The organism is Chitinophaga sp. RCC_12 (assembly GCF_041360695.1).
Classification (GTDB): domain Bacteria; phylum Bacteroidota; class Bacteroidia; order Chitinophagales; family Chitinophagaceae; genus Chitinophaga.
The window spans coordinates 728,318-741,319 of record NZ_JBFUPS010000001.1; the positions used below are offsets into that span (position 1 = coordinate 728,318).

General features: G+C 48.7%; 12 protein-coding genes. 4 read left to right on the forward strand and 8 right to left on the reverse strand.

Annotation, left to right across the window (positions count from 1 at the left end; genetic code table 11):
* The first annotated feature begins 116 nt into the window (after positions 1-116).
* Positions 117-653, forward strand: coding sequence for a dCTP deaminase (dcd, locus tag AB6805_RS03005; protein WP_370907979.1), 537 nt, complete (start codon positions 117-119; stop codon positions 651-653).
* Between the two features lie 29 nt (positions 654-682).
* Here dcd and AB6805_RS03010 read toward each other — a convergent pair whose 3' ends face one another.
* Complete coding sequence (locus tag AB6805_RS03010; RefSeq protein WP_370907980.1) at positions 683-1,807, reverse strand: AAA family ATPase; 1,125 nt, start codon at positions 1,805-1,807, stop codon at positions 683-685.
* Positions 1,776-2,486 carry an RNA ligase family protein gene (locus tag AB6805_RS03015; RefSeq protein ID WP_370907981.1) on the reverse strand — a complete coding sequence of 237 codons (711 nt, stop codon included), beginning with the start codon at positions 2,484-2,486 and terminating at the stop codon, positions 1,776-1,778. The genes AB6805_RS03010 and AB6805_RS03015 overlap by 32 nt, the downstream gene beginning before the upstream one ends.
* 199 nt (positions 2,487-2,685) lie before the next feature.
* Between AB6805_RS03015 and AB6805_RS03020 the strand changes: the two genes are divergently transcribed.
* Complete coding sequence (locus AB6805_RS03020) at positions 2,686-4,440, forward strand: DUF885 domain-containing protein (RefSeq protein ID WP_370907982.1); 1,755 nt, start codon at positions 2,686-2,688, stop codon at positions 4,438-4,440.
* Positions 4,441-4,681: 241 nt separating this feature from the next.
* On the opposite strand, the gene AB6805_RS03025 is transcribed toward AB6805_RS03020, so the two are convergent.
* Both AB6805_RS03025 and AB6805_RS03030 read right to left on the reverse strand, forming a co-directional pair.
* Positions 4,682-5,902: a DUF4272 domain-containing protein gene (locus AB6805_RS03025; RefSeq protein ID WP_370907983.1), complete on the reverse strand. Its 1,221-nt coding sequence runs from the start codon at positions 5,900-5,902 to the stop codon at positions 4,682-4,684.
* Positions 5,903-6,132: 230 nt separating this feature from the next.
* The gene (locus tag AB6805_RS03030) at positions 6,133-6,987 is read right to left on the reverse strand and encodes a DUF1080 domain-containing protein (protein WP_370907984.1); all 855 of its coding nucleotides are present in this window, start codon (positions 6,985-6,987) and stop codon (positions 6,133-6,135) included.
* A 101-nt stretch (positions 6,988-7,088) separates the two neighbouring features.
* Here AB6805_RS03030 and AB6805_RS03035 point away from each other — a divergent pair, with 101 nt between their 5' ends.
* Both AB6805_RS03035 and AB6805_RS03040 read left to right on the forward strand, forming a co-directional pair.
* Positions 7,089-7,727, forward strand: a complete 639-nt coding sequence (locus AB6805_RS03035) for a hypothetical protein (RefSeq protein WP_370907985.1) — start codon at positions 7,089-7,091, stop codon at positions 7,725-7,727.
* Between the two features lie 167 nt (positions 7,728-7,894).
* Entirely contained in the window at positions 7,895-8,626 is a 732-nt protein-coding gene (locus tag AB6805_RS03040) for an SRPBCC family protein (protein WP_370907986.1), read from the forward strand.
* A 72-nt stretch (positions 8,627-8,698) separates the two neighbouring features.
* Here the strand turns inward: AB6805_RS03040 and AB6805_RS03045 are convergent, their stop codons facing one another.
* From AB6805_RS03045 to AB6805_RS03060, 4 genes are all read right to left on the reverse strand, one after another.
* Positions 8,699-9,001, reverse strand: a complete 303-nt coding sequence (locus tag AB6805_RS03045; protein ID WP_370907987.1) for a YtxH domain-containing protein — start codon at positions 8,999-9,001, stop codon at positions 8,699-8,701.
* A 658-nt stretch (positions 9,002-9,659) separates the two neighbouring features.
* Positions 9,660-10,916: a TlpA disulfide reductase family protein gene (locus tag AB6805_RS03050; RefSeq protein WP_370907988.1), complete on the reverse strand. Its 1,257-nt coding sequence runs from the start codon at positions 10,914-10,916 to the stop codon at positions 9,660-9,662.
* 4 nt (positions 10,917-10,920) lie between these two features.
* A complete protein-coding gene (locus AB6805_RS03055) occupies positions 10,921-11,610 on the reverse strand; it encodes a YggS family pyridoxal phosphate-dependent enzyme (protein ID WP_370907989.1) in 690 nt (229 codons plus the stop codon).
* A gap of 218 nt (positions 11,611-11,828) precedes the next feature.
* Positions 11,829-12,968, reverse strand: coding sequence for an acyl-CoA dehydrogenase (locus tag AB6805_RS03060; protein WP_370907990.1), 1,140 nt, complete (start codon positions 12,966-12,968; stop codon positions 11,829-11,831).
* Positions 12,969-13,002 lie beyond the last annotated feature (34 nt).

Consider the following 13,002-nt stretch of genomic DNA (forward strand, 5'->3'; position numbering starts at 1 on the left):
AAATTAAAGCAAAAAAGCAGAAAAAACAGCTTTTGGCAGCAGCTCTTTCACTAAATGCCAACCGCTGAAAAATAAAAGCTAACAATACAGCTCACTAAAACTAAACGAACCTAAGCATGATTCTGTCAGACAAACGGATATTGGAGGAAATTGAAAAAGGCACTATCGTTATTGCTCCCTATGACCGGAAATTCCTGGGTACCAATTCTTATGATGTGCACCTGGGGAAATACCTGGCCACCTACAAAGACCGTGTACTGGATGCGCGCAAACACAATGAAATTGATCATTTTGAAATTCCGGAGGAAGGGTTTGTGTTACAACCCGGCACCCTTTACCTCGGCGTAACAGAAGAGTATACCGAAACGCATGCACATGTGCCGTTCCTGGAGGGCAAGTCCAGCACCGGCCGCCTCGGGATCGATATCCATGCCACCGCTGGTAAGGGTGATGTAGGATTCTGCAACACCTGGACCCTGGAAATTTCCTGCGCACAACCTGTACGCATATACGCAGGAATGCCCATTGGCCAGCTCATCTACTTTATGGTAGAAGGTGAAGTAGAAACGCTCTATAACAAAAAAGGAAATGCCAAATATAATGGTCGCACCATAAAACCGGTGGAGAGCATGATGTGGCGGAATGAATTTTAAATAAGTAAGCAGTCAGCAGCAGCCAATGGCTAACTGCTGACTGCTATTTTCAGCTCATGCGCTTCTGTAATGGTGGGCACTTCCAGCTTCCTGATTAACCGTTCCATGGCTGCCGCCGGCACTACTTCCTCCCGCTGCCGGTTTTGCTGTAACAGCTTCGCTGCCGGCACTTCCACATACACAATTGTTACCGCTGCTTCATACGTTGTAAAAAGACTGATCACCTGTTCCCTCATCTGCCGTGTAATGTTGGTGGCGTTCCATACAAAGGATTTTTTTTCCCGGAGACAGATCCTGGCTTGTTCTTTCGCTGCCTGGATCACTACACCATTGCCGCTTTTATCAGTAGGACTTATTTTCATGGTTTGCCGGATATGATCCAGGGAGATGACCGGCAGGTGTTTATAATGCCGCTGTATGTACGTGTCTTTCCCCGCGCCAGGTAATCCGCTCATGAGTATGACCGGTGTTTGCGGCGTTTCAAAAGGCACGTAGTCCGGTGAGCTGCCGGTTTTGAACAGGTATTCCATGCGCGCCCGCGGTGTGGCGAACGGGCGTGGTTGTCCCCAGCAGTTATTTTCCCTGCACAGTTCTTCGAAGCAATCCAGCCGGTAGAGCAGGTCTGCCTGATCGGTACAGCTGCGTCCAAGCGCATCGGCGCGGGCCAGCAATGCCAGCAGCTGTGTATTCACTTCCAGGCTGGCGGTGATCAGCGCTTTCTGCGGATCCGGCTTTTCAAAGATCCATAGCGGCAGGCCGTGGTACCTCACCAGTTTGGCGATTTGCTCGCGGACAAGGAAGGGCGCCGGCACATCCCTGTAAAGGATTTGCCGGGCCCGCGCTTCTCCTTTGCGGGCATGGCCCGCAGAAGTGATGCGACCATCCGGTTCAATAACCGTAGTGCTGTATTTTTCCACGTCGTGCAGCAGTGCGGCTGCCCACAACAGTTCCTGGTCTGCCGCCGGCAACTGCCGGTAGCCGGGTAATTGCTGCAAGGCTGCCAGTACCATCTGCGTATGTACGGCCACGTTACCTTCTGCGTGGTGCCGCGCGTCCTGCGGAACTTCCTGCATCACGCGTACCCATTCAAATGTATGTTCCAGGTGCGACCAGTTTTTATTTTCACTGAGCTGCCACATAGTTACCTCCTTCATTATTTAACCTGGCACGGCGCCAATGGCGGGTCCAGTGCTGGTCTGTTTTTACATGTCCCTTGCGGACATACTTAAACACGTTGTCTGCAAAATCGCTTACCGCATACCCGTTGGCATTGCGGGATACAATACCTTCCATGGTAGCGGGTTTACCGGTATGCACGTCGTGCGGATCAAAGGCGCCTGGACCGTTTACCAGTCCCAGTATATCACGTTCAAACTCCTGGCGTGTAGCCGGCGGCGTTATACGCTTTATTTCCGGCACCACCGGCAGGCCGAGCATTGCGGCGTAGAATTGGGTTTCCTCCCAACTGAGCCACTGCTGGCCTTCCCGGATGCCGAATATATAAAAGTGATGATCCAGGTTCCGGTATTCAATAGAATGTACTGCATAAAGATTTTCGAGGAAAATCTCCAGGTCACCCAGGTCGTTCTTTATGCTTTGCCAGTAACGGCGGATGCTTTCAGTCCACGGCGAAGTAGTGGGCGCTGCATGTGAGCGCGCAAATACCCCGTACCGGGATAAGCAGTTATTTTCTCCGTCCAGTTTTTCCGTGTGGATCAGCACCGGTATCTGCTGCAACGATTGCCAGTATTCATATTGAATACGGTCGTCGCTCGTAGTGCCGGGCGAAAACGGATAATGCCAGGTACGGCCATATTTCTGAGAAATTGCCATGTCATCAGGGTTTAAGTTAAACAATAGTTTCACAGGCCGGTTCCGGGATGGAACGGCGAAAGGAATGATTTAATATGCCTGTGAAATTACATGGCTCAAGTGTTTGCAGTTTTTAATCTAGTACGCCGCAAAAGTAAAGAAAATAATTAAATAGTATATTACACAGGCTTTTGAAAACAACAACAATCATCTTCTGCAAATGAAAAAATTCCTTCTTTGCGCAACCGCCGCAGCTGCCCTGGCAGCCTGTAACAACGGCAGCAGCAGCAATCAAACCAAGGGTACCGACAGTACGCTGAATAATGCTTTCAGCGCCTACCAGGCACATTTTATTGACGCCCTCTGGAAAGAAAACCCCGACTGGGCTACCAGTGTAGGCTATCATAAATACGACTCGGTGCTGGTAGTGCCGGACAGCGCGGCTGCCGCAGCGCGACTCGCATTTGCGCAGCAACAACTGGATTCCCTGAAATCCTACGATCCTGCTGCGTTGAATGACGCCAATAAAATTGATTACCAGCTGATACAGAACTACCTGGAATCGGTACAATGGGGTATTAAGGAGCAGAAAAGCAACGAATGGGATCCATCTTCCTATAACGTTAGTAACACGTTTGCCTTTATCTTAAACGAAAACTACGCGCCACTGGAAACCAGGCTACGCAGCTTTGGCAGCAGGTTGAAAAATATCCCGGCTTATTACGAAGCCGCTAAAAAACAGATCAAAGATCCCGTACCGGAACTTACTTCGCTGGCAATAGACCAGAACAACGGGGGCATATCGGTATTTGAAAAAGACTTTGCAGATTCGCTGAAGAAAACGGGCATCCCGGCAGCAGAGCAGGCCGCCATGCTGGCCAGCGCCCAAACTGCCACGAAAGCAATCCGTGATTACGCCGCGTGGCTAAAGGCATTGAAGCCGGAGCGTCCGCGCAGCTTCCGTTTGGGTAAAACGTTGTACGATCAGAAGTTTAAATTTGATATCCAGTCGTCCTTTACTGCCGCGCAGATCTATGATTCCGCGATAGCACGCAAAGCTTTTGTGCATAGTGAAATGACAAAGATCAGCCGCCAGTTGTGGCCGAAATATTTTGGCAATACACCGATGCCATCCGACTCGCTGGAACTTATAGGCCGTATGATTGATACGCTTTCTGTAAAGCATGTGAAGCCGGAAGAGTTCCAGTCGGCCATAGAAAAGCAGCTCCCTTCGCTGATTGCGTTTATCAAAGAAAAAGACCTGTTGTATATTGATCCGTCCAAACCATTGGTAGTACGTAAAGAGCCGGCTTATATGGCAGGCGTGGCAGGCGCCTCCATCAGTGCGCCCGGCCCCTACGACAAAGGCGGCAACACCTATTACAACGTTGGCAGCCTGGAAGGATGGCCAAAAGATAAAGCAGAAAGTTATTTGCGTGAATACAATCAATACATCCTCCAGATACTGGATATTCACGAAGCTATACCGGGGCACTATACCCAACTAGTGTATGCCAACCAATCCCCCAGCCTCATTAAATCGCTCATGAGCAATGGCGCCATGATTGAAGGATGGGCCGTATATACCGAGCAGATGATGCTGGAAAACGGCTATGGCAATAACGAACCGGAAATGTGGCTGATGTGGTATAAGTGGAACCTGCGCACCGTATGTAATACCATTTTGGATTACAGCGTACATGTGAAGGATATGAGCAAGGAAGATGCGATTCATTTGCTCACCAAAGAAGCGTTCCAGCAGGCAGCAGAAGCAGCAGGTAAATGGAAACGGGTGAGCGTATCCAGCGTGCAGCTGACCAGCTATTTCACCGGTTACAAAGAGATCATTGACCTCCGCGAAGCTTACAAACAGCAGCAGGGCAAGGATTACAACCTGAAAGCGTTTAACGAGAAATTCCTGAGCTATGGCAGTGCGCCGGTGAAGTATATTCGCCAGCTGATGCTGGCTCATTAGCGGATGTTGTCTTTCTCAGGATTACGCTGATTTTATTGATTTTAAGGATTTGAACACTTTGGATTTTAAATGATTTGGGGAGATCTGAGTAGATAATTTAAGATAAATAAGCGGATAAAAGATTTGGGGAGATATGAGCGGGTATATCCGCTTATATCTCCCCAAATCTTTTAAAATCCAAAGTGTTCAAATCCTTAAAATCAATAAAATCAGCGTAATCCTGAGAAAGACAACCTCCGCGTCAGGTGTCGCAAGTAACATCGTCCCAGAACTGGTTCCTATAGTTGGTGAGCCAGTTGAGGGCGTAATGCCGTTCGTATACGATGCCGGGATGCAGCGGTTCTTTTTCGCCTTTTAAGCGGGCATCTACACAGGCCCAGTTGGCGCGGTAGTAGAGGTCGTTGGCGTCGAGGATTTCTGTGGCGCTGCGCAATTCCGTGGCGCCGGCCAGGAATGCGGCGGGATCGGAGGCAGGGCCGCGGAAGGGGAAGGCTTCTTCCGGCACCATATCGAGGTTGCAGAGGGCGTCCATTTCGCCGAGAGACGGTACTTTTTTCAATGCCCAGAGCAATACCCAGATGTCTTCACACTTCCAGGTTTCCCGTGTTTTGGCGTCTTCCTGCGGATCTTCCAGGAAAGCTCTTTCGGCGGGTGTGGTTTTATCCCAGAGCTGATGTTGTTGCAGGTAGCTGATAACGGCGGGACTTTCGAGGTATCCGAAGGCCACGGTGTTTACGGCGGCGAGTACGGCTACCCGTTGGGCAGTTTCTGCGGCGGTACGCAGCACCACTTCCTGCTCATCCCGGATAACAGGAAGGTTGACGGTTGTTTTCACCTGCATTTCCTGCAGGAGCTGTATGTTCCGTTGTTTTCTTTCTGTTGCGGCGGAGGAAGGCGTGTCCTGGTTATCGAAATACCGTGCGTTGATATTTACGGTGAGATTGGTAGCGGTAGAATGACCGTTTACATCGAGCAGCAGTGCGCCGGTTTTATCCCAGAAGCCTTGTACTTCGGTGTTGAAGATGAAGTTATTTTCGCAGAAGAAGATGCCATCCAGTTCGTCGGCCAGGTCCATGATGGCGGCCCGGAGGTCGCCGTTGAATGAAGGCGTGGCGAGGATAACGATTTCCGTATTGAGCGTGGCTACTTTTGCGAGCAGCAGTTCTTTCAGGGCCGGGTTTTCTGCCGGCAGCTGCTGTACAAAGCCGTGCATACCGAGCAGGTTGGTGGTTACCGGGTCGTCGTTACGTACCAGCTGGTAGCCGGGTGTGGCACGCTGCCGGTAGTTGATGGTGAGAGTATGACCTTTTCGCAGCAGTTTTTTCCCTGATGTGATGGTCAGCTGTTCCCAACGGTTTGCCGGTCCGTTTACTTTCACTGCCTGATCTCCAAAATGTGCCCTCATACGGGTCAACACTTTCTCCATTTCCACCTCATGCGTATAGAGCGTACAATTTTCCATGCTATTTCTTTCGAGGGGGCAAAGGTAGCTTAAAGCGGTTAAAGATGGTACCGGATTTGCCTTGTTACAGAAAAACGGACCACATACGCATATTTATTCCAAGCATAAACATTTTCATATGAGTAAGCGATCATTTCCTGTAGTGGCTACCTTCCTGTTGTTTATAGCTGCCAGCTGTGTGCCGCCGAGACGTCCCCGGCCGCCTAAACCACCCCGCCCCCGTGTTCAGGTTATTTTGCCTTTTTCGCTCCCGGCCGGTTCTGCAACAGGTGGAGGATTTTATTCAGCTTAACCGGGTCGTTGATGTAAGGCGACAGGTCGAACAGTTCTACCTTGCGGAAGGCCACCGGGTGACTTTCGCTTTGCAGGGAGATAGAGCCTTCGGATAGCAGTTTACCATCCTTTAACAATCCGGGTTGCGGATGGGAAACATTGCCCCCGCCCATTTGCGGTTTATTGTATACAATAACAGTATCGCCTTCTACAATGTGTTTAATAACGGAGTCGCGCAGTACCAGTGCTTCCGCGCGTACCCAAACATCGCCCTGGTATGTTTTGGAGGTGGAACTGATGCAATGGTCTTTGATAAGTTTTCCATTCATTACCACGTTGGTGCCGGGCGTACACAGGTTGGCCGTAGAGCGGGGATCGGTGCCGTTACCGCCCAGCAATTGTTCTTCCAGCGAAATGGGGAAGTCCTGGTCTTTGGTCATGCTGGCGGCAGTTTGTCCGTGCAGCATGATACCACTGTTACGGAAAGCCCATCCAGGCCCACCTTTTACCTGGTCGCCGGTAAATTTATATTCTACTACCACCAGGTAAGCAGAAAAATTCTTTTTATAGAAGATGTGTCCATATTGTTCCCTGAACTCGTCATAATTTTCGTAGCTCACTTTCAGCATGCCGCTGTCTACCCGGAAGGTATTCCCGAAATTATCGTTCAGGTCATGCCCGGTTATTTTAACGTCCCAGTCTTTCAGGTCCTTGCCATTAAAGAGTTTCAGCCATTTATTGGGTGCAATTTCCTTCTGTGCTGAGCTATGGAGGCCGGCCAGCAGTAATAGCGCGGTGAGTGCTTTTTTCATGTGTTCTTTTATTTACCGGGTTAAGATAGCCTATCGCTGAGAGAAATGCAAGAATGTGGTTGGCATATAATTCGTGCTGCCACAATCATATTTACTTTCTTATGAGAACACTGTTACGTATACTTTTTCCTTTGGGAGTACTGATTAGTTCCGCTGCTTACGGACAGGAAAACGGCAACTGGCAAAACGTGCTGGAGCAGCAATTACAGGTATTGGCCACTGCGGCGCCGAAGGACTGGCCACCGCGGATAGATACACTTACCGCATTGGCGGAGGCGCATCCGGAGGAATGGCTGCTGCAGTATTATGCAGGGTGGTCGGCTACGCAGTTATCGTTTAAGTCGGATAAAGCGGCGGCCGACGCGTTGTGTGAAAGGGCAGCACCTTTTGTGAAGAAGGCGCTTTCCATGCAGCCGGGCAATACGGAAACGCTGACATTGATGGGGTATTGGCTGTCTGCGAGGATCAATGCTACTCCTTCCCGAGGGGTTTCCCTGGGCAGCCAGAGCAGGAGTTATGCGGAGAAGGCTATTGCGGCTGATTCTTCGAATCCGCGGGCATGGCTGGTAAAAGCGTTGAATATTTACTATACACCCGCTATTTTTGGCGGCGGTAAACAGCGGGCCAAGCCGACAGTAGATATTGTGGCGGCCAAGTTCGCCGCATTCCGGCCGGATAATGCGCTGGCGCCTAACTGGGGTCAGCAGATTTTTGATGCGTTGATGGCTTCCTACCAGTAAGTACGTTTCCCCTTGTGAGCGGTAGTGTGTAAGAAATTACGCACCGTATCGGATGTGCCACAGGAACATAAGGGAAGTCATCATATCTATCTTACTAAATATCAACAAATTAGCTCATTTACCACAAAAGTGCAGGGTTTTAGCTGTAAGTTCCCCAAACTGTATATATGAGTTCCTTAACACAACAACTTAGTTTTCAAGATCCACAACAACCAAAAGCAGGGTCCATATATGATAGCTCCAATATCATCAATGTTACACCCGAAGGCCGGATTGTCTCTATTTTTTCCGGTGCATGGCTGCTCGGCAGCGCCATCAGTAAAGTAGATAAATCGCCTGTATCCAGTCTTTTAAAACTCCTGGGAGCCGGTTACCTGTTATACAGAGGTATCAGCGGTAATGACCTGGTAAATGGATTTCTGGGTAAACGGAAACCCGATAAGCATACTGCGTCTGTAAATATCAGGACTACTATCTCTATTGATAATCCGAAGGAGGAGGTGTATTATTTCTGGCGGCAGCTGAACAATCTTCCGGTGTTTATGAAGCATTTGCAGTCGGTAGAAGAAACGGATCCATTCCACTCGCATTGGGTGGTAAAGGGGCCTGGTGGTATTGGTACATTGGAGTGGGATGCTGAAATTGTGAAAGAGGTACCGGGAGAACTGATTGGCTGGCGATCTTTGCCGGGGTCCTCTATTGCTACGGCAGGCAGGGTTACCTTCCGGGAAACCTTTAACGGGGGGACTGAAATTGATGTGATGATCACTTACCGGCCACCGGCCGGATATGTAGGCTCCGGGCTGGCCTGGTTGCTGAATCCGGCGTTTGAAAATATGCTGGTAAAAGACATCAAACGCTTCAAAAATTATATGGAAACCGGCGAGATATTAAAGTAGTTTTACTCAATAAAAAAGCGGAGATAATGAACCATCTGTTTGTTATCTCCGCTTTTTTTATGTGAACTATCATTACGACAATGCTTCTCTTCTGAACCTGTTGTAAACGCCCTGACTTTTATTAATCAGTTTCAGCACTCTTTGGCGGGCGTCGTCCTGCAGGCCGGTTATTTCGTGTTCGAATACTTCTTTCAGATCCGACAGATCTTCTCCGCCTTTTCCTACCAGGCCATTGATCTTATGGCGCCAATCATCTGCTGTTGTTTTGATTTTTTTGCGGGTTTTATCGCCGCTATCAGGGGCTGTTAATAATCCAATTACTAAACCGGTAGTTAGGCCGGCTATAGCACCTGCAAGAAATTTCGTTGTAGACATAATTTCTGGATTTTTATGGTTTAACAAATGATTTGTGTGCATGGTTCATTCACACGGTAACCAGAAATTTTCAAATATCAGGCCAGTAAAAGTAAGTAGAGAAGATCCGATCTTAAAGAAATGTTATTGTGTAAAATAAAGGGAAGAAAAACCACCTGCTAAGAGAGAGTAAATGTACCAGTATCAAAATCGTGAAAATTCGAAGGAACGCTATCCAGGACAACATCAGAGTTGACATTGTCCCGGCAGGTGGATAAGATAAGCGTATTAGATAATGGAATTTATAAAAGTCAAACGGAGCAGTAAAATAATTACATTCTGGTATTTTTCAAACCTTTTTGAAAGAAATGAAATAATAAATTTTATTAAAAAGTAAATCCTCCCCGGAAAGTAAATACCAGAGAGGATTTGTGTGTTCCGGCACAATATTATACAATAGTCTTATATCTTCGGTATAATACCTTTTTAGCTTGAATATCTGAAAAGCACCAGGTATGAAAACGGAATGTTAACGGGAAGATAACCCTTGCGTATACCTTAAGAATACCTCCATTATGCTTTGACTACGCTTTAAACACGCTTCATCCATGCTTTATCCACGCCTTTGAGGTGGACTTGATGTGGACTTGATACGGACATGAGGTGGACTTGATCCGGTCTACTTTGCATCCAGCATATTGGAAACCAGGCGGTTAAAGTCGGCCTGGAATTGTTCATAATGCTCACCTGTTCCGGGACCGGAAAAGCCGGTATGAACCTCCTGCACGTTCCCTTTTTTATCGATAAAGATAGTGGTAGGGAAGCCTTTGATGCCAGTGAGCTGTGGGAGCGTTTTCTCTCCTTTCTCAGGATCGGCGGGCGTTACGCCGGTGATCAGTACCGGGTAGTGCACATCAAAACGTTTCAGGAAGCCTTCCAGCGCATGTTTCGACTTTTCGAAGTCGGTGGTGCGTTCGTAGGCCAGCCCGATCACTTCCACGCCGCGGTCTTTGTTTTTCTCATACCATTTGCTGAGGAAGCCGGTTTCGTCCATGCAATTAGGGCACCAGGAACCCATCAGGGTGATGATCACCACCTTATTTTTGAAGCGGTCGTCTTTGATACTCACCTTGTTGCCGTTGAGATCGGGGAAAGTGAAATCCAGTTGTTGCTGACCAGGTTTCATGGTGGCGATGGTTCTTTCGTCCGGGAGCTTGGCGGTATCATTTTTCACGGCCGACCAGTACTCGAGCCCGTCGCCGATACCGGCGAAGAAGCGGCCGTCTGTGATGCTGTCTTTTCCCACGCGGGCCGTAAACAGGTAGGCGTGGGAGCCGTCGAAGGTAGAGAGGCGCAGGGTATCGCCGTCCACCACGCCATCCAGGAAGCGGTAGTCGCCGGTGGTGGTAAGGAACGTGCCATGCACAGTGTTACCGGATTGTTTAAACTCACCAATGGCGGTGGAAGGGGCTTTGTCTTTATCTTTTGCAGATACGAACTGTGTTACCCAGCGGCCGGATACGTTGGCGGTGGCCGGTGTATTTACGGCGAAGCGTTGTGCCTTGCCTGCGACGGCAGAGAAAGGAATGCTTACGTCCTTATCAGCGAGGTGCCTGATCCAAAGTCCTTCTGCGGCACTATCGGAGGTGAGCTTCGCTTTGAATTCCGAGTCGAAGAAGGGCATTTTAATCAGCAGGGAGTCGCCGGTTACAGACACTTCATCCACCAGTAATTTATCTGTTGCATTCAGCACGTACAGGACCTTTTTACCGGCGGTAGTATCTTTTACTTCAAAGTTGAAAACGATGTCTGCTCCGTCGGTGCGGTGCAGTTTTGCCTGCCACACACCATTGGCAAGGTTTTTAGTGGACTGACCGGTATTGCAGGCGGTGAAAGCCAGGCTTATACCTGCCAGGAAGATGCTTAATTTTTTCATGAGACTACATTTGTGAATAGTTCCTTTCGCCAAAGAGCAGGCTGCCAATACGCACCAGGGTACTCCCTTCCTGCAGGGCGAGGTGATAGTCGGCGCTCATGCCAATGGACAATTCTTTAAAGTACGCTTCGTTGTTAAAGTAAGTGGTTTTAACGGATCCGAATAACTCGCGGAGCTGGTGGAACTCTTCCCGGATCTGTGTTTCATTGGAAGTGTTGGTAGCCATGCCCATCATGCCGGCAATGCGTACCTGTGAAAAAGCGGATGGACCGGCCTGGTATGTTTGCAGCAGTTGCTGTAATTCCTGCGTATCCATACCAAATTTCGTTTCTTCTGCTGCAATGTGCACCTGTAACAGGCAATGAATGATACGCTGATGTTTAGCGGCCTGTTTATTGATTTCCTGCAACAGTTTAAGACTATCCACTGCATGAATTGTATGTACAAATGGCGCAATGAATTTCACCTTATTGGATTGCAGGTGACCAATAAAATGCCATTCTATATCTGCTGGTAAAAGTGTTTGTTTTTCTGTTAGTTCCTGTACGTAATTTTCGCCGAAGATCCTTTGTCCTGCTGCATAAAACGCAGCGATATCTTCCACTGGCTTCGTTTTGGAAACGGCTACCAGCCGGGCGTGATGAGGATGAAGCCGGTCGAGTACTTCGTGGTATGCTGCTAAATTGATTGCCATCGCGCAAAGATAGTGCGAATTTTGTCTTTCTCAGGATTACGCTGATTTTACTGATTTTACTTTTTGGATTTTTGGATTTTATAACTGATTAAAATATTAGGGAGATATGAGCGAATATATCCGCTTATATCTCCCTGATCTTTTTAAAATCCAAAAAATCCAAAAAGTAAAATCAGTAAAATCAGCGTAATCCTGAGAAAGACAACCTCCGCGGCAATCTACGCTAAGATGCTCCGGCTGATAACGATGCGTTGTACTTCTGAGGTGCCTTCATAGATCTGGGTGATCTTGGCGTCGCGCATGAGCCGTTCCACGTGGTATTCTTTAACGTAGCCGTAACCGCCGTGAACCTGTACGGCTTCGGTGGTTACCCACATGGCGGTTTCAGAGGCAAAAACTTTGGCCATAGAGCTGCTGAGAGTATAGTCCTGGTCCTGGTCTTTATCCCAGGCGGCTTTGAGGCATAACAGGCGGGCGCCTTCTATGCGGGTGGCCATGTCTGCCAGCTTAAACTGGATGGCCTGGTGCTGGGATATTTCTTTACCAAATGCTTTTCTTTCCTTGGAATATTTCAGAGCCAGTTCGTACGCGCCGCTGGCGATGCCGAGTGCCTGGGAGGCGATGCCGATACGGCCGCCGGCGAGGGTTTTCATGGCAAATTTAAACCCGAAGCCGTCCTCTCCTATCCTGTTTTCCTTTGGCACTTTTACGTCCTGGAACATCACGCTGTGGGTATCGCTACCGCGAATGCCGAGTTTATTTTCCTTGGCGCCGATAGTGATACCGGGCATTTCTTTTTCCACGATGAGGGCGTTGATACCTTTACTTCCCTTTTCAGGATGGGTTTGCGCCATCACCAGGTATACGCTGGCGGAGTTACCGTTGGTGATCCAGTTTTTGGTACCGTTGAGCAGGTAATGATCTCCTTTATCTTCTGCGATGGTACGCTGGGAGGTAGCATCAGAACCGGCTTCAGGCTCACTCAGCATAAATGCGCCTATTATCTGCCCGGAAGCCAGGGGCACCAGGTATTTCTGTTTTTGTTCTTCTGTACCAAAAGCTTCGAGGCCCCAGCAAACAAGGGAATTATTCACACTCATGACCACGGAGGCAGAGGCATCTATCTTTGAGATTTCTTCCATTGCCAATACATATGAGATTGCGTCCAGTCCTGCCCCACCATACTTCGGGCTCACCATCATGCCCAGGAAGCCGAGTTCCCCCAGTTTTTTGATCTGTTCAGCAGGGAACTTCTGGTGTTCATCCCTTTCTATCACACCCGGCAGTAATTCCGCGACAGCAAAGTCGCGTGCTGCCTTTTGTATCATCAGATGCTCTTCCGTCAATTGAAAGTCCATGGTTGTAATTTTATATGGTAATCCACTCAAATTA

Coding starts and splice junctions, on each gene's coding strand:
- dcd (WP_370907979.1), top strand. CDS start 117: ATGATTCTGTCAGACAAACGGATATTGGAGGAAATTGAAAAAGGCACT.
- AB6805_RS03010 (WP_370907980.1), bottom strand. CDS start 1,807: ATGAAGGAGGTAACTATGTGGCAGCTCAGTGAAAATAAAAACTGGTCG.
- AB6805_RS03015 (WP_370907981.1), bottom strand. CDS start 2,486: ATGGCAATTTCTCAGAAATATGGCCGTACCTGGCATTATCCGTTTTCG.
- AB6805_RS03020 (WP_370907982.1), top strand. CDS start 2,686: ATGAAAAAATTCCTTCTTTGCGCAACCGCCGCAGCTGCCCTGGCAGCC.
- AB6805_RS03025 (WP_370907983.1), bottom strand. CDS start 5,902: ATGGAAAATTGTACGCTCTATACGCATGAGGTGGAAATGGAGAAAGTG.
- AB6805_RS03030 (WP_370907984.1), bottom strand. CDS start 6,987: ATGAAAAAAGCACTCACCGCGCTATTACTGCTGGCCGGCCTCCATAGC.
- AB6805_RS03035 (WP_370907985.1), top strand. CDS start 7,089: ATGAGAACACTGTTACGTATACTTTTTCCTTTGGGAGTACTGATTAGT.
- AB6805_RS03040 (WP_370907986.1), top strand. CDS start 7,895: ATGAGTTCCTTAACACAACAACTTAGTTTTCAAGATCCACAACAACCA.
- AB6805_RS03045 (WP_370907987.1), bottom strand. CDS start 9,001: ATGTCTACAACGAAATTTCTTGCAGGTGCTATAGCCGGCCTAACTACC.
- AB6805_RS03050 (WP_370907988.1), bottom strand. CDS start 10,916: ATGAAAAAATTAAGCATCTTCCTGGCAGGTATAAGCCTGGCTTTCACC.
- AB6805_RS03055 (WP_370907989.1), bottom strand. CDS start 11,610: ATGGCAATCAATTTAGCAGCATACCACGAAGTACTCGACCGGCTTCAT.
- AB6805_RS03060 (WP_370907990.1), bottom strand. CDS start 12,968: ATGGACTTTCAATTGACGGAAGAGCATCTGATGATACAAAAGGCAGCA.